The organism is Flavobacterium sp. (assembly GCF_036405015.1).
Classification (GTDB): Bacteria; Bacteroidota; Bacteroidia; order Flavobacteriales; family Flavobacteriaceae; genus Flavobacterium.
In genome coordinates this window covers 1-21,327 of the sequence record NZ_DASWYK010000067.1, presented here as the reverse complement: position 1 = coordinate 21,327, position 21,327 = coordinate 1, and the positions used below count along the sequence as shown (strand labels likewise).

At 32.6% G+C, this 21,327-nt stretch carries 14 protein-coding genes; 7 read left to right on the top strand and 7 right to left on the bottom strand.

The window, feature by feature from the left end:
- The 4 genes from VGE71_RS05690 to VGE71_RS05675 form a co-directional block, all read right to left on the bottom strand.
- A complete protein-coding gene (locus VGE71_RS05690; protein ID WP_331137443.1) occupies positions 1-273 on the bottom strand; it encodes a Txe/YoeB family addiction module toxin in 273 nt (90 codons plus the stop codon).
- On the bottom strand, positions 264-461 hold the full coding sequence (locus tag VGE71_RS05685; RefSeq protein ID WP_331137442.1) for a DUF2683 family protein: 198 nt from the start codon (positions 459-461) through the stop codon (positions 264-266). Before VGE71_RS05685 ends, VGE71_RS05690 begins: the two co-directional genes overlap by 10 nt.
- Before the next feature lie 15 nt (positions 462-476).
- Positions 477-1,925 carry a Fe-S cluster assembly protein SufB gene (sufB, locus tag VGE71_RS05680; RefSeq protein ID WP_144216100.1) on the bottom strand — a complete coding sequence of 483 codons (1,449 nt, stop codon included), beginning with the start codon at positions 1,923-1,925 and terminating at the stop codon, positions 477-479.
- 83 nt (positions 1,926-2,008) lie between these two features.
- The gene (locus tag VGE71_RS05675; RefSeq protein ID WP_012023267.1) at positions 2,009-2,338 is read right to left on the bottom strand and encodes a HesB/IscA family protein; all 330 of its coding nucleotides are present in this window, start codon (positions 2,336-2,338) and stop codon (positions 2,009-2,011) included.
- A 332-nt stretch (positions 2,339-2,670) separates the two neighbouring features.
- On the opposite strand from VGE71_RS05675, the gene VGE71_RS05670 reads away from it, so the two are divergent.
- Both VGE71_RS05670 and VGE71_RS05665 read left to right on the top strand, forming a co-directional pair.
- Positions 2,671-3,591 carry a hypothetical protein gene (locus tag VGE71_RS05670; RefSeq protein ID WP_331137441.1) on the top strand — a complete coding sequence of 307 codons (921 nt, stop codon included), beginning with the start codon at positions 2,671-2,673 and terminating at the stop codon, positions 3,589-3,591.
- 77 nt (positions 3,592-3,668) lie between these two features.
- Entirely contained in the window at positions 3,669-4,526 is an 858-nt protein-coding gene (locus VGE71_RS05665; protein ID WP_331137440.1) for an MBL fold metallo-hydrolase, read from the top strand.
- 76 nt (positions 4,527-4,602) lie between these two features.
- Here the strand turns inward: VGE71_RS05665 and VGE71_RS05660 are convergent, their stop codons facing one another.
- Complete coding sequence (locus VGE71_RS05660; protein ID WP_331137439.1) at positions 4,603-9,096, bottom strand: T9SS type A sorting domain-containing protein; 4,494 nt, start codon at positions 9,094-9,096, stop codon at positions 4,603-4,605.
- Between the two features lie 299 nt (positions 9,097-9,395).
- Here VGE71_RS05660 and VGE71_RS05655 point away from each other — a divergent pair, with 299 nt between their 5' ends.
- Both VGE71_RS05655 and VGE71_RS05650 read left to right on the top strand, forming a co-directional pair.
- On the top strand, positions 9,396-11,033 hold the full coding sequence (locus VGE71_RS05655) for a S8 family peptidase (RefSeq protein WP_331137438.1): 1,638 nt from the start codon (positions 9,396-9,398) through the stop codon (positions 11,031-11,033).
- Positions 11,034-11,097: 64 nt separating this feature from the next.
- Positions 11,098-12,978 (top strand): M1 family metallopeptidase, encoded by a 1,881-nt coding sequence (locus VGE71_RS05650; RefSeq protein ID WP_331137437.1) that lies wholly within the window; start codon positions 11,098-11,100, stop codon positions 12,976-12,978.
- 413 nt (positions 12,979-13,391) lie between these two features.
- Here the strand turns inward: VGE71_RS05650 and VGE71_RS05645 are convergent, their stop codons facing one another.
- A complete protein-coding gene (locus VGE71_RS05645; RefSeq protein ID WP_331137436.1) occupies positions 13,392-14,330 on the bottom strand; it encodes an L-threonine 3-dehydrogenase in 939 nt (312 codons plus the stop codon).
- Between the two features lie 308 nt (positions 14,331-14,638).
- Here VGE71_RS05645 and VGE71_RS05640 point away from each other — a divergent pair, with 308 nt between their 5' ends.
- The 3 genes from VGE71_RS05640 to VGE71_RS05630 all read left to right on the top strand — a co-directional run bounded on the left by VGE71_RS05640 (position 14,639) and on the right by VGE71_RS05630 (position 19,340).
- Positions 14,639-15,265, top strand: a complete 627-nt coding sequence (locus VGE71_RS05640; protein ID WP_331137435.1) for a hypothetical protein — start codon at positions 14,639-14,641, stop codon at positions 15,263-15,265.
- Positions 15,258-18,623, top strand: a complete 3,366-nt coding sequence (gene mfd, locus VGE71_RS05635) for a transcription-repair coupling factor (RefSeq protein WP_331137434.1) — start codon at positions 15,258-15,260, stop codon at positions 18,621-18,623. Before VGE71_RS05640 ends, mfd begins: the two co-directional genes overlap by 8 nt.
- Before the next feature lie 162 nt (positions 18,624-18,785).
- Positions 18,786-19,340, top strand: coding sequence for a DUF5683 domain-containing protein (locus VGE71_RS05630; RefSeq protein ID WP_331137433.1), 555 nt, complete (start codon positions 18,786-18,788; stop codon positions 19,338-19,340).
- 59 nt (positions 19,341-19,399) lie between these two features.
- Here the strand turns inward: VGE71_RS05630 and VGE71_RS05625 are convergent, their stop codons facing one another.
- Positions 19,400-20,722, bottom strand: coding sequence for a hypothetical protein (locus VGE71_RS05625; RefSeq protein ID WP_331137432.1), 1,323 nt, complete (start codon positions 20,720-20,722; stop codon positions 19,400-19,402).
- Between the last annotated feature and the right edge of the window lie 605 nt (positions 20,723-21,327).

Genomic DNA, 21,327 nt, shown 5'->3' with positions numbered 1-21,327 from the left:
TTATTCGTAATGTCCTTTCAATGAAAGGATATTTAGTATTTCAATATTGTTTTCTTCAGTTATTCTATAAATAATTCGATGTTCTTTATCGATTCTTCTTGACCATCTTCCAGATAATTCATATTTTAATTGTTCTGGTTTTCCAAGTCCTTCGTAAGGATGAAGCAAAATATCTTCGATTAAATTTGTAATTTTCTTCATGATGGCTTTGTTTCCAGATTTCTTCCAAAAAACAATATCTTTTTGAGCCTTTTCAGAATAAATTACTTCCACAAATCTTCAACTTTTATTTTAACTCCTTTTCCTTCTTCAATACTTTTTTCTGCATCAAGAATTTCTTTTACAAATTCAGGATTATATGGCTTTTCTTTCTCTTCAACAATTTCAAAGCCAAGAGATTTTGCCAGTGATTTTAAAACTGGAAAATCTTTTTTCTTTACATTTTTTAAGATGATGTCCATAATTTTTGCTTTTATTTATCCTACAGATCCTTCCAAAGAAATCTCTAATAATTTTTGAGCTTCAACAGCAAATTCCATTGGCAATTTGTTTAATACATCTTTACTGAAACCGTTTACAATTAAGGCAATCGCTTTTTCAGTCGGAATACCTCTTTGGTTACAGTAGAAAACCTGATCTTCTCCAATTTTACTTGTAGTTGCTTCGTGCTCGATTTTTGCTGATGGATTTTTACTTTCGATATAAGGGAAAGTATGCGCACCACAATTGTTACCCATTAATAAGGAGTCACATTGAGAAAAGTTTCTTGCATTCTCTGCTCTTGGCGAAATTTGCACTAAACCACGGTAGCTATTTTGTGATTTTCCAGCCGAAATACCTTTAGAAATAATTGTCGATTTAGTGTTTTTACCTAAATGGATCATTTTTGTTCCAGTATCAGCTTGTTGGAAATTATTTGTCACAGCAATAGAATAAAATTCTCCTACTGAATTATCTCCTTTAAGTACACAAGAAGGATATTTCCAAGTTACAGCAGAACCTGTTTCAACTTGTGTCCAAGAAATTTTAGCGTTTGTTTCGCATAAACCTCTTTTCGTTACGAAGTTGTAAACTCCACCTTTTCCTTCTTTATTTCCAGGGAACCAGTTTTGAACTGTTGAATATTTAATTTCAGCATCATCCAAAGCGATTAATTCAACCACAGCAGCGTGCAATTGGTTTTCGTCACGGCTTGGCGCTGTACATCCTTCAAGGTAAGAAACGTAGCTTCCTTCGTCAGCGATAACTAAAGTTCTTTCGAATTGTCCAGTTCCTGCTTGGTTGATTCTGAAATATGTTGAAAGTTCCATCGGACATTTTACGCCTTTTGGAATATAACAGAAACTTCCGTCAGAGAAAACAGCTGAGTTTAGCGCAGCATAAAAGTTATCTTTCTGAGGAACAACAGTACCTAAATATTTTTTTACTAATTCTGGATGTTCTTTAATAGCTTCAGAAATTGGACAGAAAATAATTCCTTTTTCTGCCAAAGTTTTCTTGAAAGTTGTAGCAACAGAAACAGAATCAACCACAATATCCATAGCGATATTGTTCATTTTTTTCTGTTCGTCTACAGAGATTCCTAACTTTTTGTACATCTCTAATAATTCTGGATCAACATCATCCAAAGTTTTGTTAGGATCTACAGTTTTTGGAGCTGAATAATAAGATATAGCCTGAAAGTCTGGTTTTTCGTAATTTACGTTTGCCCATTCTGGCTCAATCATTTCTTTCCAAGCGCGGAAAGCTTCGATACGCCATTCGGTCATCCATTCAGGTTCTTCTTTTTTAAGCGAAATAGCTCTTACAATCTCTTCGTTTAAGCCAATAGGAAAAGTTTCAGATTCTATATTAGTATAAAATCCGTACTCATATTCTTTAGTTTCCAGTTCGATTTTTAAATCGTCTTCGGTGTATTTGCTCATTATATTTTTTAATGTTGTCTTAAAATTTTAAAGTCCAAATTTGAAGTCAAAGGTTTTTAAGGCCTTTGACTTTTAGTTTTTGACTATAAAGAAAATGATTCTCCACATCCGCAAGTTCTGCTTGCGTTAGGATTATTGAAAACAAATCCTTTTCCGTTTAATCCTCCCGAGAATTCTAAAATTGTTCCGGCTAAATAAAGGAATGATTTTTTCTCAACAGCAATTTGTATATCGTTGTCAACGAATATTTTGTCGTCTTCTCCTTTGGTTTTGTCAAATTTTAAATCGTAAGACAAACCAGAGCATCCACCGCTTTTTACGCCTACTCTTACGTAGTCGCTTGCGGCGTCAAAACCATCATCAGTCATCAAATCGATGATTTTCTTTTTGGCAGTATCTGAAACTTTTATCATTGTTCTTAGATGTTTGTTTTTAATGAGCATTTTGATTCTGTACTGAATTTAGTACAGATTTAAAACGCTAGTTTTCAATGTTAAATAGAAATTGTCTGCAAAGATACGACTTAAAAACCTTTTTCCATAACGGTTCACATTATTATAACAAATGTTAAAATAGATATTACTTATTTTGATAAAATCTACTGTGAAAAAGAGGCTGAAAATTAGAAAAAAATATTTTTGTCTCTTTAAATTGCAAATATCGCTTCTAAATGTTAAAAAACAAGTATTTATACTTATCCACAGGAATATTTAATTGGTAATTTTGCGAAAAATTGTGAGTAATTATGAAAAAACAAAATAATATTAAGTGGTTTAAGCCTCTGTTCGCATTAATTTTTGTTTTAGGAGTAGGTGCTTCAGTATTGGTTTTTAGTAGTGAGATGAATGAGAATGAAAATGAGACTAAAAAAGAAAGTATTGCTAAAGAAATCTCGACTGAAAATAAGGAAACAAGTGATCAAAAAAACATTTTAGATTCATTGATTACATTGAAAGCAGCTTATGATATTGCGATTCAGGAAAAAACGGCATTGTCTGAGCAGTTGGAACTGGAACGTAAGAATGTCGAAAACTTAATGGAGATTATTCAGGCTTCTCAAAATCCTTCTTTGGCTCAGCTTAAGGTGTTTAGATCACAGCTTTCGGATTCAAAATTGTCATTAGAAAATAAAATGATGGAGATTAAAAAACTGAAATCTCAGAATAAAAATCTGCTGACTGAAATCGAAAGCCAAAATGTAGTCATGTACAAACAAAAGGCTGAAAATGATACTTTAATTTTAAAACAAAAGAAATTAGAGTCTACTTTGAAAGATGCTTCAAAACTTTATTTAAGTAATTTCAAAACTATTGCACTTCGTGAAAAAAATTCAGGAGCCGAATTGGAAACGACGAAAGCAAAGAATACAAAAAAACTTAAAGTTAGTTTTACAGTAAACGGAAATGGTGTTGCAAAAACGGGTAAAAGAGTTTTTTACGTTCAGGTTTTAGATCAGAAGAATACCGTTTTGGGCGACAATAAATTGATTGAATTTGGTAACGACAAGGCTTTGGTTTACAGTTTTATTGTAAGTACAGATTTTCAGGGCAAATCTATCAATGCTTATGGAATTTTAAATGCAGATCAATTTAAAAAAGGAACTTATTTTGTGAATTATTTTGATAAGCAGGAAATAATGGGAAGCACTTCGATTACATTAGAATAATCGGAAAGTTTTTAACCTTAAATTTTAGCAAAAGGAGTTTGAATTTTCTAGCTTTGTTTTTTTAGAAAATCAATCTCATGAAACTTTACCCAATAGAATCCGGAAATTTTAAGTTGGATGGTGGCGCTATGTTTGGCGTTGTTCCTAAAACGATTTGGAATAAAACCAATCCTGCCGATGCCAATAATCTTATTGATATTGCTGCGCGTTGTTTATTAATTGAAGACGGTAATCGTTTAATTTTAATAGATACCGGAATGGGCAATAAGCAATCTGAGAAATTCTTTGGATATTATTCGCTTTGGGGATCACATTCGTTAGATAAATCATTAGCAAAATATGGTTTTCATCGTGATGATATTACAGATGTTTTTATGACGCATTTGCATTTTGATCATTGCGGCGGAAGTGTTCAATGGAATTCGGATAAAACGGGATATGAACCAGCATTTAAAAATGCAAAATTCTGGACCAACGAAAATCATTGGGAATGGGCGACAAAACCAAATGCCAGAGAAAAAGCTTCTTTTTTGGCAGAAAATATTTTGCCAATGCAAGAAAGTGGTCAATTACATTTTGTTGATAGACCAGAATCTGATTTTGGTTTTTCGAAAGAACTAAATTTCGACATCTATTACGTTGACGGCCATACCGAAAAACAAATGATTCCGTATATCAAATATCAAGATAAAACCATTGTTTTCTGCGCCGATTTATTGGCTACAGCTGGACATATTCCACTTCCTTATGTAATGGGGTATGATACTAGGCCATTATTGACAATGCCTGAAAAATCGAAATTTTTGAATTTGGCGGCAGATCAAAATCATTATTTGTTCTTGGAACATGATGCACACAATCAAATTATAACGGTTGAACATACTGAAAAAGGTGTTCGCTTAAAAGAGGTTTTTACTTGCGAAGAAATTCTTTAAGAAGAAAAATATAAGCATAAAAAATCCCATTTTCATGAATTTGAAAATGGGATTTTTCGATTTATTTTATTGATACTTATTCTACGATTACCTTTTTCGCCGAAGCAGCATCTCCATTAATCAAGTAAACATAGTAAACTCCTATTGGCAAACCAGATAAATTTACGGTGTGATCTGTATTTGCAGAATTTAAAATAAACGATTTTACTAATTGTCCTAATGAATTGTAAACAGTAGCTTTTTCTAAAGAAACGTTGTTAATATTGACTTCTCCTTTTGTTGGATTAGGATACATTATCACCTTGTTGAAAATAGAGTCTTCAAGACCTAAAGAACATGTTGCAGAGTATGATGCTGTTGCATCTTTAAAAAACACATTGCTAGAACCTGCAAATGAAGGGCTGTCAACCTTAATACAGCTTAAAGTCGGGTTTAACGACAATAAAGCACTTGTGAAATTAATGTTGTTATTGTTGTTTAAGTTTAATGTTTTTAACTTATTCTCCATAACATTAATGTAAACTAATTTGCTGTTTTTAGAAATATCTAATGCAGTCAGTTTGTTTTTGTTGACCTGCAAAATTGTAAGAGCAGTATTTGCTGAAACATCCAAAGTGGTCAAATCATTTCCATGTGTATATAATTCAATTAATTTTGAATTTTTTGCAATGTTTAAAGTCGTTAATAAGTTGAATTGACAATTTAAAAATTCAAGGGAAGTGAAATCTTGGATTCCTGTTAAGTCTTTAATATCACTCAACTGTACATTTAAATCTTTTACAGATGCAATTGTAGAAGTTAATACTTTTCCATTTTTACCATCGATATCAATTTTTAATTCGATCAATTTATCTTCAAAATTTGAGTCAGGAATCAAAGTATAACTACCGCAGTTTTCTGTAAAGAACGAAGTTTTATCTAATTTTCCATTCCAGTTGTCGTTTGAGTATTTAGCGCTATCAACCTGAATACAAGTTAAAGAAGGATTTTTTGTAAAATTCACACTAAACCAATCCATATTAACATTGAAACCATTTTTTACGTTCAAAGAATTTAAATTATTGTTTGAAACATTTAATGCTGTCAATGCTGGGTTTTTACTTACGTCAATAACTGTTATAGTGTTGTAAGAACAATCTAATACAGCTAATGATGCATTTTTGCTCACATCAAGAGTTGTTAATGTATTATTAGAAACCTTTAATTCAGTTAATAATGGATTACTTGCCGGATTTAAAGATGTCAATTGATTGGTACTACAGTTTAATATTTTCAAAGCAGCAAAATCCTGAATTCCGGTAAGATCTTTAATCGAACTTGAAGAAACGTCTAACGAAGTGATACCAACAATACTTGTTGTAGCCACTTTTCCGTTTTTACCATCTTTATCAATTTTTAAAGCAATTAATTTATCTTCAAAATTTGAATCTGGAATTAGCGTATAAGTTGTACAATCTAGGTTGTAAGACGCGGTTGCATCTTTAAAAGTGCTCCAATTAGCATTAGCATACGAAACATCATCTACCTGTATACAAGTTAAACTTGGATTGCTTTTGAAATTTAGGTTTGTTCCTAAAAGCTTGTTATTACCATTGTTTAAATTTAAGCTCTTTAGTGAATTAGTTTGACAAGTTAAACTCGTTAATAAAGGATTTTTGGAAACATCTAAATAAACGATTCTATTATTTTGACAAGCAATACTAGTCAATTTTGTATTGGCCGAAACATCTAAACTTTGTATTCCTGTACGATTTGCTTCTAGTGTAGTTAGTTTGGTGTTTTTAGAAATATCAATACTCGTTAAATTTAGATTTAATGTAATAATTAAAGAAGTTAAATTTACGTTGTTTTGAAGATCTAAACTTTTTAACGAACTAGAAGTTACATCTAGACTTTCAAGAGCTAAATTTTTAGAAAGATTTAGTGTTGTAAATTTATTACCGCCACAATTTAATGTTACAAGATTTGGATTATTTGTTAAATCCAGTTCTGTTAGATTTAAAACACTGCAGTTTAATGTTTTTAATGCTGTATTTTTAGTCACATCCAGCTTAGTTAAAGTACTAGGCGTACTTAAAAATTCTAAAGCAGCAAAATCTTCAATACCTGTTAGGTCCGTAATCTTGTTGTAGTTTGTGCTTCTATAATCTATTTTTTTCTCTATGGCAATTCTGGAAGTTAAAACCTTTCCATCCTGAACATCATCTATTCCGGCATTAATCAAGACTTTTTCAAATTCGATATCTGGAATTGAGGTATATTTTGGAGGAGAACAAACAGTATTAAAAGTAGCCCAATTGTCTTTTTTTGAAGTCCAGTTAGTGTTAGAATAAGCAGGATCGTCAACTAAAATACAAGCTAATGTTGCATTATTGGTCAAGTTTAGATTTGTAGCCGTAAGAATGCTGTTGTTTTTGTTTTGAAGATTTAATTCTTTTAAGCTTTTGTTGTTGGTAACTTCCAATTTTGTCAGAGCTTTATTTGTAGAAAGATCTAAAGATGTAAACTGAGAATTGTTTACAATTAAAGTATTTAAAGCTATGTTTTTAGATAAGTTTACAGATTTTAAACTTATACCTATAGAAGGAGTTGTTAGTGACTCAAGACCAATAAAATCTTCAATTCCAGTTAAATCAGCAATTGATCCTTTAGATTGTAAGTTAAGTGTTTTAATAGTAGCAGCTCTGGCAGTTAATATTTTTCCATCTAATACAACATCGTAACCAGCATCAATTAAAGCACTTTCAAATGGTGGATCAGGAATAGAAGTATACGCTGGTTCACCACAAGTTAAAGCATACGTTGTCCAAATTTCTTTATTCTTCCAAGTGGTTTCAGCAAAAGCAACATCATCAACAGAAACACAGCTAAGAAGCGGATTTTGTTTAATGTTTACAGTTGTCAACAAAGTATTTTTTCCATTTTTTAAATTAACACTCGTTAGAGGCTTAATAAAACTCAAATCTAAATTTGTTAATGCCGTATTTTTTGACAGATCAAGTGTTGATATATTAGTTTGACTGGTTATTAGACTTTTTAATGCAGTATTTTTAGTAACATTTAATTCACTGATATTGTTTATGTAACACACAATATTTGTCAATTCTGTATTTAGAGAAAAATCAACAGCTGTTAAACTATTGTCTCCACAATTTACAATCTGAAGTGCTAGATTTTTAGAAAGATCTAAAGTAGATAATTTGTTGCTGTAGCACATCAACGTAGTTAATAATGGATTGTTTGAAAGATTAATTTCAGTAAAATTGTTTGAACCAAAATTAAGTTCTTTTAATTGAGTATGTTTGGTAAGATCTAGCGAGTTTATTTTATTATTACTTAAATTTAAGGTAATTAAATTTTTGTTATTAGAAATATCCAAAGCAGACAGATTTTCTGAACTACAGTTCAAGTACTTTAGGTTTATATTCTTAGAAATATTTAATTTACCCATTTTTGTACCCGGCGTGTTCAATGTTTCCAAAGAGACAAAGTCTTCTATACCAGTTAAATCTGTTATTTTTAGGTAAGTAGAATATTTGTAATCTAAAGTCTTTACATCAGAAACTCTAGACGTTAAAACTTTTCCATCCTCTTTTCCATCTATTCCACTTACAATTAAAGCCCTTTCAAATTCGATATCAGGAATCAAAGTATATTTTGGGGCTACACATGTTGAGGAAAACGTAACAGAATTATCAATATTAGTTTTCCAGTTTGCTTGCGAATATGTAACATCATCAACTAAAACACAATAAAGCGATGGATTGTTTATTAATCTTAGTAGAGATGCAACGATTAAAGAATTTTTCCCGTTTTTTAAATTTATTTGCTCTAATGTTTTTGATAAGCGACATTCTACTTGGGTTAGTTCTGTATTTTTGGAAAGGTCAATCGATTCAAAAACATTCTCACTAAAATCAACCGCTACTAGTTTTGTATTTCTAGAAAGATCAATTGTTTTTAAAAGCAATGAATTGGTGAGGACTAATTTTTTTAATGCAAGGTTTTGAGATAAGTCAAGAGTTGTGTTCTTGTTTCCTCCACAATCTAGACTTTCAAGCAAAGGATTTGAAGCAAAATTCAGATTGGCAATTTTATGATGAGAACAATTCAGGTTTTTTAATTTCGGATTATGAGAAAGATCTAAGGCAGTAAGATTTCCTGTGCCTTCTTTCCCAGTAGTTGATCCGCCAACGGCAACGTTCAAATCTACAAGGTTAACATTTGAAGTGACATCTATACTAGTTAGAGGACAACGGACGAAACTTGCCTTTTCTAAAGCAATATTTTTAGAAAGATTAACAGAAGCTAACGAATAATTGTCATTGCAATTTAAATCTTTTAATGCCGTAAAACCTTCAATACCTGTTAAATTCGATATTTGACTAGAGGAAACATTAAGAGTTGTAACTCCAGAAATATTCGAAGTTAGTACTTGTCCGTCGGGAGTACCTGAATCAATTCCAAGAAGAATTAATTTCTTCTCAAAATTTAGATCAGGAATCGCAGTATTCTGCGCATAAATAGAAAAATTTGCCAATAAAAGCAACAAAAGTAGTTTTGTCTTCATAGAATAGATTTAGGATTAGCTCGCGCAATTTTAAGATATAAATATGAAGATTCCTTACGGGATGCCGTAACGAGACATTATTTGTTGTTTTTCATATATTTAGTGTAAATAGGTAAAGCCTTTGAGAAATTTATTTTTTACGTATTTAGCTTTAAAAGTTTGGAATTTAGTTGTTTATATTTTCTGTCATAAGGTTTGTTTTTAATCAAAATTTCATAACACATTGTTAATGGTTAGTATTTTGTAACAAAAAAGCATAATTTAGACCCATATTTTAACTTACACATATTTATAAATAGATGAGTCATATAAAACCTATTAAATTATCCGCTTTCGCACTACTTGTTTTAGCAGGTTGCAGCGCAAGTTTGCAGGCACAAAAAGCAGCACCAAAACAACCAGTTGTTGCTCCTTTGGCAGTGGTGAAAAAAGCACCAGTTAGTGAAAATGAATTAAAAAGATGGAGTCATTTAGATTTAGTAAAAGATTCTATCCCGGGAATGAGTGTAGACAGAGCTTTAACTGAATTACTACAAGGTAAAAAAGGACAAAAAGTTATTGTAGGTATTGTAGATTCTGGTGTAGATATCGAGCACGAAGATCTTCAAGGAATGATCTGGACAAACACGAAAGAAATTCCAGGAAACGGAATTGATGACGATAAAAACGGTTTTATTGACGATATTCATGGATGGAATTTCCTAGGAAATGCTGTTAATGAAAACCTTGAAATGACACGTATCGTTAAAAAAGGCGATGACGGTTCTGCTCAATACAAAGAAGCTTTGGCTCAATATACTGAGAAATATAACGAAGCTCTTAAAGACAAAGAACAAGTAGATTTTTTACTTGATGTTCATAATACAATCAAAAAAGAACTTAATAAGTCAGATTATAAAATTGAAGATTTAAAGGCAATTACTTCAACAGATCCAAAGGTGGCTAGAAGTAAAGCTGTAATGACTCAAATTTTCACAAATGCTGGACCAACTTTTGATCCTGAAGCTGATTTTGGGGAATATAAAGAGCAAGTTTACGATCAGTTAAACTATAATTTAAATAAAGATTTTGACGGTAGAAAAATCGTAGGTGATAATCCAGAAGATATTAAAGATACGAATTATGGAAATAATGTAGTATTTGGTCCAGACAAAGAAAAAGCACTTCACGGAACTCACGTTGCTGGAATTATTGCACAAATTCGAGGTAATAATTTAGGAGGAGACGGAGTAGCTTCGCCAAATGTTGAGATTTTAACTGTGAGAGCTGTGCCGGATGGTGATGAGTATGATAAAGATATCGCTTTGGCAATTCGTTATGCAGTAGATAATGGAGCAAAAGTAATTAATGGAAGTTTCGGAAAAAGTTTTTCTCCGCACAAACAATGGGTTTACGATGCTATTAAATATGCTGCTAAAAAAGACGTTTTAATTGTTCACGCTGCAGGTAATGATGGTTATAATATTGATGAAATAAAAAACATCAATTATCCAAATGACTCTGAAGACAATGTAAAAGAATTTGCAGATAACGTAATCACAATTGGAGCAATCAATAAAGAATACGGAGAAAATGTAATAGCATCATTTTCAAACTTCGGAAAAATTAACGTAGACGTTTTTGCTCCTGGTGAAGAAATTTATGCAACAGTTCCAAACAACAAATACAAATATTTGCAAGGAACTTCAATGGCATCTCCAAACGCGGCAGGTGTAGCGACGTTAATTCGTTCGTATTATCCAAAATTAAAAGCGGCTCAGGTTAAAAAGATTTTGATGGATTCAGGAGTGGCACTTCCTTCTAAAGTTGTTTTAGGAAAAAGTGAAAATCCAGGCGAAAAAGCACCAGCAGTTTCTTCTGTAGAATCATCAAAAACAGCAAAAATGGTAAATGCTTATAATGCTTTATTGATGGCAGAAAAGATGTCAAAAAAATAAAAAATAATACACTATTAATCTAATGGAAGAGTTCGCGCTCTTCCATTTTCTATTACATATCAACATGCGAAAAATTATTTTACTTTCTTTCTTAAGCTTAGGGTTTAGCTCGGCTTTTGCACAAAGCGCTCCGTATTGGCAGCAACACGCTGACTATAAAATGGAGGTTTCGATGGATGTAAAAAACTATCAGTACAAAGGAAAACAGGAATTGGTTTATACCAATAATTCTCCTGATACTTTAAAAAAGGTATTTTATCATTTATTTCCAAACGCTTTTCAACCGGGAAGCGAAATGGATGCACGTTTACATTTTATTAAAGATCCTGATGGAAGAATGGTAAATAAAGTAAAAGGCGCTGATGGGAGAGATGTAAAACAAAGCCGTATCGAAACTTTAAAACCAAATGAAATTGGATATTTAAAAATTACAAATTTCAAACAAGATGGTGCTGTTGCTCAAACTAGAGTTTCTGGAACTATTTTGGAAGTAACTTTAGCAAAACCAATTTTACCAAATTCTAAAACAACTTTCACTTTAGATTTTGACGGACAGGTTCCAGTTCAAGTGCGTCGTTCAGGAAGAAATAATTCTGAAGGAATCGAACTTTCAATGTCACAATGGTATCCAAAATTAGCCGAATTTGATTTTGAAGGCTGGCACGCAGATCCATACATCGCAAGAGAATTTCACGGTGTTTGGGGTAATTTCGATGTAAAAATCACAATCGACAAAGAGTACACAATTGGAGGTTCTGGATATCTTCAAGACAAAAATGCTATCGGACATGGTTATGAAGATGAAGGTGTAACCGTGGTTTATCCTAAAAAGGCAAAAACATTAACTTGGCATTTTATTGCGCCAAATGTTCACGATTTTACTTGGGCAGCCGACAAAGATTATGCACATGATATTGTAAAAGGACCAAACAATGTCGATTTACATTTCTTCTACAAAAACACGCCAAAAGTGACAGAAAACTGGAAACAGTTAGAGCCTTTAATGGTAAAAGTTATGGATTATTATAACAACAGAGTGGGGCAATATCCGTACAAACAATATTCATTTATTCAAGGTGGCGACGGTGGAATGGAGTACGCAATGTGTACTTTAATGTTAGGAAACGGAACTCTTGAAGGAATTTTGGGAACAGCAACACACGAATTAGGACACTCTTGGTTCCAGCATATTTTAGCTTCAAACGAATCAAAACACCCTTGGATGGATGAAGGTTTTACAACTTACATCGAAGACAGTGCTTTGAATGAATTAAAAGGAGATAAAAAAGAGGTAAATCCGTTTAAAGGAAATTACAATGCTTACTACAGCTTAGTAAATTCTGGTAAAGAGCAGCCACAAACTACTCACGGAGATCGTTATGACGAAAACCGTCCGTACAGTATTTCATCTTATGTTAAAGGAAGTATTTTCCTTTCTCAGTTAGAATATGTAATTGGAAAAGACAATGTTGATGCGACTTTAAAAAGATATTTCAACGATTTCAAATTCAAGCATCCAACTCCAAACGATATCAAAAGAACAGCCGAAAGAGTTTCTGGAGCTGAGTTAGACTGGTATTTAACAGATTGGGCACAAACAACCAACACAATTGATTACGGAATCAAAGATGTGGCAGACAATGCAGGAAAAACAACAATTTCTTTAGAAAGAATTGGAAGAATGCCAATGCCAATCGATTTAAAAGTAGATTACACAGACGGAACTTCAGAAGCATTCTATATTCCGTTAAGAATGATGAATTTCATCAAACCAAATCCAAACCCAAATCAAAAAAGAACAGTTTTAGAAGACTGGGCTTGGGCACAGCAAAACTATAGTTTTACAATTGACAAAAACAAAACGTCAATCAAAAAAATCACAATCGATCCAAGCGGATTAATGGCTGATGTAAAACAAGCAAATAATGTTTTTGAAGTGAAATAATTTTCAAAATAATACTCTACTTAGTTAGAATAAAATTTAATTGCCTCCAGCTTTAGCTGGAGGTTTTTTGTGATAAATGTATAGGGCTTTAGCCAAACTTGGATAGTTTGACTAAAGCCTTTTTTTATTTTCATCTGATTGCAATTAATGTTTATTTAATAATCAGGAGCATCACAAAAGGCGTTTTAACAAACAAGGTTTCCCGCTCTCGGCTATATCTCGCTGTTGCCCGACGTCGGGCCAGCAAGGATACCGCCTCCATCGGGGCTAGATACAAACAATTGGCTTCTTTTAAAGATTTATTATATTGCTTTTATCTTTTTAGCAGGAAAAATCAATTGCCTCCAGCTTTAGCTGGAGGCAATTGATTTTTTTTATTTTATAATGATACTAAAAACGTGCAGAAAAAGAATTTAACTCAAATGCTCGATCATGTCTTTTGTCATAGATTCTAAATCAAATTTATGATTCCAGTTCCAGTCTTCTCTTGCAGCGTTGTCGTCAATACTTGCTGGCCAGCTGTCCGCAATTTTCTGACGGAAATCTGGATTATAAGTAATTTCAAATTCAGGAATATGTTTTTTGATTTCAGCAGCAATTTCAGTTGGCGTAAAACTCATTGCAGCCAAATTATAAGAAGAATGAATCTTGATTTCTTCAACCGGAGCTTTCATAATATTGATAGTCGCATCGATTGCATCATCCATATACATCATTGGCATTTTGGTTTCAGATGATAAGAAACATTCATATTTTTTATCAGCAATAGCTTTGTAAAAAATATCAACTGCGTAATCTGTAGTTCCACCACCCGGAGGAGTAGACCAGCTGATTAAGCCTGGATAACGGATACTGCGTACATCAACACCGTAAATATTATGGTAATATTCGCACCATCTTTCTCCAGCTTGTTTGCTAATTCCGTAAACTGTCGAAGGTTCCATTACCGTATATTGTGGCGTGTTTTCTTTAGGAGTTGTTGGTCCGAAAACGGCGATACTGGATGGCCAAAAAATCTTCTGAATCTTTTTTGCTTTCGCTAAATTTAAAACATGAAAAAGAGAATTCATATTTAAATCCCAAGCAAAAGCAGGGTTCTTTTCAGCCGTAGCCGATAAAAGCGCAGCCATCAAGTAAACATCTGTAATTTGATGCACTTCAACCAAATGTTCAATCTGGTTAAAATCTAAAGCATTGACGACTTCAAAAGGTCCCGAATTAACAACATCAGTATTTAATTTTCGAATATCAGAAGCGATTACATTTTCGGTTCCGTATAATTTACGCAGTTTTTGTGTCAGCTCTGTTCCAATCTGACCACAGGCACCAATGATTAATATTTTAGGATTCATTTCGAATGATTTTTAGAGACACAAATATAACGTTTTCGCAATTACTAACGCTTTTTAGAATCATAAATTATAGATTCAATAATTAAAAAGTTCGTTTATTGGATTATTCTCTTTTGCAAGGGTGTGCCTTTGTGCCTTTTTATTTTCAGTATTGAAGTGTATTCTAAAGAAAATAAAAACGAAAAAAATCCTCTTATCTGGCTTTTTAAATGATAAAAAAATAACGATGATTTATAGAATCTTTAGCAAAAAACAGAATTCGTAATTGTAAATTTACTTTGTAACTTTGCCGTCTAACATTTTACTAAATGAAATATAAAATATCTCTTTTTCTGCTTTTAACATTTGTATTGTTTTCTTGCCAAAATGAAGATGAAAAACGACGTGCAGAAAATGCAAAAGAAGCAAAAAAGAAAGAAGCTATTTTTAATAATATAAACAAAGGCTGGACGTTTCTTAACGAGCCGATCAACGAAATATCAGAATCACAATTAAATTCATGGACAGAGTGGCGTGAGTTTATAAAAGAGATTGGCGATAAACCAAGAAAAACTATTGGAGCATTTCAGAAAAAATCGGCTGCGATTTCTAAGAAAGCCATGGCATTAAACAATAATATTCCAACAGATTTCAATCAGCCTCAAATTAGAAGTCGTATTTCTATTTTGATTACCAAAATTAGAATGCTGGATTTATTTATTCATTTAAATCAAATTCCAGATGATAAAGTAGTTTTTCTGGTTCAGGAAATCAATAAAGAACTGATTTCACTAGAAAGACAAATGGATAAAATTGTTGAAAAAGCAAAAATACCAAAAGAAGAGGGAGAAGCCGATTTCCTTAAAATGTTAGATACCACGCGCGCAATTCCGAATTCGGCTGCGCCTCAGGTTCCCATACAACCATTAGATCAAAACGCACCAAAAGTTGAGTAAAAACGCCTTATATACCATTTATGACAATTTGCCAAAAGCAGAGCAGATTGCCAAAAGTTTACTGGAAGGGAATCAGATAAAAATGAACCTTAGCGGTTTGCTTGGATCTTCGGTTTCCTTTATAATCCGTTCTGTGTTTAAAAAAACGGAGTTGCCTTTTTTGATTATTTTAGATAACAAAGAAGAAGCGGCTTATTATCTAAACGATCTGGAACAAATGATTGGCGAACAGGATGTTTTGTTTTATCCTGCTTCTTTTCGTCGTCCGTATCAAATTGAAGAAACCGATAATGCGAATGTCTTACTTCGTGCTGAGGTTTTAAACCGAATAAATTCCAGAAAAAAACCAGCTATAATCGTCACGTATCCTGAAGCCATTTTCGAAAAAGTGGTGACGAGAAGAGAATTAGATAAAAACACTTTAAAAGTCGCTTTGAACGATAAAATTTCAATTGATTTTATTAACGAAGTTTTATTTGAATACGAATTTAAAAGAGTTGATTTTATTACAGAACCAGGAGAATTTTCGGTTCGTGGAGGAATTGTCGATGTTTTTTCTTTCTCAAATGATCATCCGTACCGAATTGAGTTTTTTGGAAATGAAGTAGATAGTATCAGAAGTTTTGATGTAGAAACGCAGTTGTCTGTCGAAACTCATAAAAAAATTACCATCATCCCGAATGTTGAGAACAAGTTGTTTCAGGAAAACAGAGAAAGTTTTCTAGATTATATTGCCGAAAAAACAGTTCTTTTCATCCAGAATACAGACGGACTTTTTAGTCAGTTAGATAAACAATTTGCAAGGGCAGAAGAGGCTTTTGAAAAACTTTCGAAAGAAATAAAACATGCCGAACCAGAGCAATTATTTTTAAATCAAGCTTCGTTTATTAAACGTGCATTGGATTTTTCGATTGTGGAATTGGCTTCCAAACCAATCTTTAAAACCACTAAAAAGTTCGAATTTCATATTCAGCCTCAGCCATCATTCAACAAACAATTTGATTTGTTGTTGAACAATTTGAGCGACAATCATTTTAACGGATATAAAAATTATTTGTTCTGTTCGAATGAAACGCAGGCCAAACGTTTTCATGATATTTTTGAATCTTTGGATGAAGCCAATTCAGAGAACATCAGAAAACAATATAATACTGTTGTTCTGCCATTATATCAAGGTTTTATTGACGAAGAAAATCAGATAACGGCATATACCGATCATCAGATTTTTGAGCGTTATCATAAATTCAACATCAAAAATGGGTATTCTAAAAAGCAGAATATCACTTTAAAAGAATTAACCGCACTTTCTGTAGGCGATTATGTAACGCACATCGATCACGGAATTGGGAAATTTGGCGGATTGCAGAAAATTCAAGTTGAAGGCAAAACGCAGGAAGCCATAAAATTGGTTTACGCAGATAATGATATTGTGTATGTAAGCATTCACTCGCTTCATAAAATCTCAAAATACAACGGAAAAGACGGAACGCCTCCGAAAATCTATAAACTAGGATCAAACGCTTGGAAAGTTTTAAAACAGAAAACTAAAGCGCGCGTCAAACATATTGCATTCAATTTAATTCAGTTGTATGCGAAACGTCGTTTAGAAAAAGGTTTTCAATTTGCGCCAGACAGTTATCTTCAAAACGAATTAGAAAGCTCGTTTATTTACGAAGATACACCGGACCAGATGAAATCGACAGCAGAAGTAAAAGCCGATATGGAGAGCGATCGTCCAATGGATCGATTGGTTTGTGGGGATGTTGGTTTCGGTAAAACTGAGGTTGCCATTCGTGCGGCTTTTAAAGCGGTTGACAACAGCAAGCAAGTAGCAGTTTTGGTTCCGACTACGATTTTGGCGTATCAACATTACAGAACTTTTTCGGAGCGTTTAAAAGATATGCCGGTTTCAATTGGTTACTTAAACCGATTTAGAACAGCAAAACAAAAAACACAAACGCTAAAAGATTTAGCCGAAGGAAAACTTGATATTGTTATTGGAACACATCAATTAGTAAATAAAAATGTGGTTTTTAAAGACCTAGGTTTATTGATTGTGGATGAGGAACAAAAATTCGGTGTAAACGTAAAAGATAAATTAAAAACGATTGCTGCAAATGTCGATACGTTGACCTTAACAGCAACGCCAATTCCGAGAACTTTACAGTTTTCATTAATGGCAGCGCGAGATTTATCTGTAATTACAACACCTCCACCAAATCGTTATCCGATTGAAACGAACGTAGTTGGTTTTAATGAAGAAATTATTCGTGATGCGATTTCGTATGAAATTCAAAGAAACGGACAGGTTTTCTTTATCAATAACCGAATTGAAAATATTAAAGAAATTGCTGGAATGATTCAGCGCTTGGTTCCAAATGCAAGAGTGGGAATCGGTCACGGGCAAATGGATGGTGCAAAATTGGAAGAATTGATGTTAGGTTTCATGAACGGAGATTTTGATGTTTTGGTGGCAACCACAATCATCGAAAGCGGATTGGACGTTCCAAACGCCAACACGATTTTCATCAACAATGCCAATAATTTCGGATTATCAGATTTGCATCAAATGCGTGGTCGAGTAGGGCGAAGCAATAAAAAAGCGTTTTGTTATTTCATCTGTCCGCCGTATTCATCAATGACCGAAGATGCGAGAAAACGTATTCAGGCGTTGGAACAATTTAGCGAATTGGGAAGTGGTTTCAATATTGCCATGAAAGATTTGGAGATTCGTGGTGCTGGAGATTTATTAGGAGGAGAACAAAGTGGTTTTATTAATGAAATTGGTTTTGATACGTACCAAAAAATCATGAACGAAGCCATTGAGGAATTGAAGGAAAACGAATTTAAAGATTTGTATCCTGAAGAAAATGACATCGATACAAAAGAATACGTAAAAGACATTCAAATCGATGCCGATTTCGAATTATTATTTCCAGATGAATACATCAATAACGTTTCGGAACGTTTGGTTTTATATAACGAATTAGGCGCGATAAAAGACGAAGCTGGTTTACAGGAATTCGAGAAAAAACTAATTGACCGTTTCGGACCATTACCAAAACCTGCTGTTGCTCTATTAAACAGCATCAGAATTAAATGGATTGCGACTAAAGTTGGAATCGAAAAATTAGTCTTGAAGCAAGGTAAAATGATCGGTTATTTCGTTTCAGATCAACAATCAGATTATTATCAGTCTGTGAAGTTCAGAAACGTTTTAAACTTCGTTCAAAAACATAGCAATCTCTGCAAAATGAAAGAAAAACAAACCGTAAACGGATTACGTTTGTTATTGACTTTTGAAAATGTGAAGTCGATAAAACGAGCTTTGGAGTTGATGGAATTGTTTGAGGAGTAATAGATTTTTTTCGCCACGAATTCATGAATTATTTTAAGATACATATTGAATTAATTCGTGAATTCGTGGCGAAAAAAAATTAAGTTTTATTTACCTTTTGTTTAAGAAAAGTCTTAGAATAAAAAAGTTTTCTTTGAATCAAAATTTTCAAAGCCAACTTTTATGCAGAATCACCTCATTCTACTATTTTTATTTTTTGGATTAACTTCGGTTTTTGCTCAGGAAAAACCTAAAATCATTGTAAAAGATTCTCTTATATCAAAAGAAATCGATCCGCTTAGACCAGCAAAAGCATCTTTTTTTTCGGCAATTGTACCAGGTTTGGGGCAGGTTTACAATAAAAAATATTGGAAAGTCCCTTTGGTTTACGGTGCAATCGGAACGAGTACTTATTTGTACATTGACAATCAGAAAAATTATCATTTGTATCGCGACGAATATAAAAGCAGACTTGCCGGAAATGCAAACGAAAACTCAAGCTTGGCCGGATTAGATGAAGACAGGTTGATTCGTATTCAAAAAGGATTTCAAAGAAATCGGGATTTATCAGCCTTGTTTATGGTTGGGTTCTATGTCCTAAATATCATTGATGCTAATATTGACGCTGCTTTATCACAATTTAATGTAGACGAAAAATTAGCATTTAAGCCAACTGTCATAAAGAACGATATTACACTAAGTAATAATTTTGGATTTGCCCTCAATTATTCATTTTAGAAAACAAAAAAGGCGTATGAGTTATCATGCGCCTTTCTTGTTTTCTAGTTTATACTACACTATTCCAATTTTAGATAATGTAATCCTTTATTTCCTGAAACAATAATTTTTGTTTTTGAGAAAGAAATTTCATTTACAGATGAATCAGCTGGCAACTCAAGTTCCAGTTCCCATGTTGCTCCAGAATCTTTTGTTACGTAAATTTTATCGCCTGAAACAATATACCATTGCGTTTCTGTTCGTAAAAATATATTCTTAACATCAGTTTTAATTACATTCCAAGTTTTTAACATATCAGTAGAAGCAACCAATGTTTTGTTAGTTGTGTCTATAGTAAGAATATTATTGATGTTTAAGAATTTATAGGTGTAAGATATGTTTAGGTTTGCTTTAGAAATGGTATCAATCACGGTCCAGTCACTGTATCCTGTTGCAGATTCTAAGACTACGTTTCGATGTTTATTAGAACCTTCTTTTGCATAATCATTTATTATTCCTAACTGATAAAATTTACCGTTTGAAGATTTTTTAAAAGTTGTGATTGAAGCTCTGTAATAATTTCCTCTTGCTGTCCATTTTAAAGGTTCACTTTTAATAACTGTAGCTCCATTATCAGCAGTATAAAGTTGTCCTCCTCTAAATGTAGTTACAATACTTGTATTTTGATCTGCATAACCAATATTTAATCCGTTGATTGCAGGACTAAAAGAAGACTCAACAGTAGTTGAATTGCTGTTTTCAAAACCACTATTTGAATAAGTTGCGGCATTTGTACTTGTTAGAACGCCTATGTTATCATTTACCATTTTAAAGGCACCATAACTACCACCATTTTGTTTAACAGCCGTTCTGGTTAAACCTTCTGATGTTCCTTGTAATTTTGCAGGAAAGCCCCAAAATCCAAAATCACGTGTGTCGCTGTCTGCAAAAGAGAAAACAGAATTACTGTCGTCAAATACATTAGAAGTTAAAACATCATACGTTCCTAAACCATTCAATTTATTCCACCCTTTTTTCATTACAAAGAAATTTGCACGAGCGCTTAATGTTTTATTAATTTGAATTCTTACCGAATTAGTACCCACTTTTATTGCATCTGTAATTGGAAGTACAATTTTGGTTTCTGTAACTTCTTTAGCAACTACTGGCTCTGTATCATTTAACAATACTACTGTTGGATAATCTTTATTAGCTAAGTTTATTCCTTTAATTTCTAAATTTTGACCAATTATTAAAAAATCAGAAGTAAGTTCGCTAATGGTAATTGGCAACGGCTCTTTAATTACTGGAATAACAGGCTTTTCGGTTGAATCGTCACTAGAGCAGGAAACAAATAATCCTACAACTAATAGAAGGCTAAGTAAAAGTAATTTTTTATTCATTTTTTGGGATTAAATTAGATCGCAAAAAAATGGAATTATATGATCAAATCAATACGGGAAACCTCATTTGAAGATTATTTTTATGTAAAAAAAGCGAAAGGAAATTCCTTTTGCTTTATTAGTTTTCTAAAACAAAAATAGTTTTTAGGAATTGAGTAAAAAAAAAATCACTCCGAAGAGTGATTTTTAATGGCATTATTGTGGTTTTGGTTAGATAATTTTATAGTGAAGTTGAAAAACTGTCTATCAATTTAGGTATTCCTTTTTGGGAATTTTTATAATTGGCTTTGCAATTGACTCATCTTGATTATCAAAATGTATTATTGACCACCAGACTCTTTAGCAAATATATAAAAATATTATTCGCAACAAATTATATGTAAAAAAACTTAATTCGGATTTTTGAGTGGTTTTTTACAGTAAAGACGTAAAAAGTGCCGTAAAGTCCCGATTTTAAAGTAAGTGTCATATTGACGCTTTTGTCAAACAAATTTTAGCTCAATATTTGACTTTTGAGAATATTCTTATCTGCAAGACATGAAGTTTAGGCTTTTATAAAGTAATCTAAAAAGAAAATCCTCTTACCTTATAGAAAAGATAAGAGG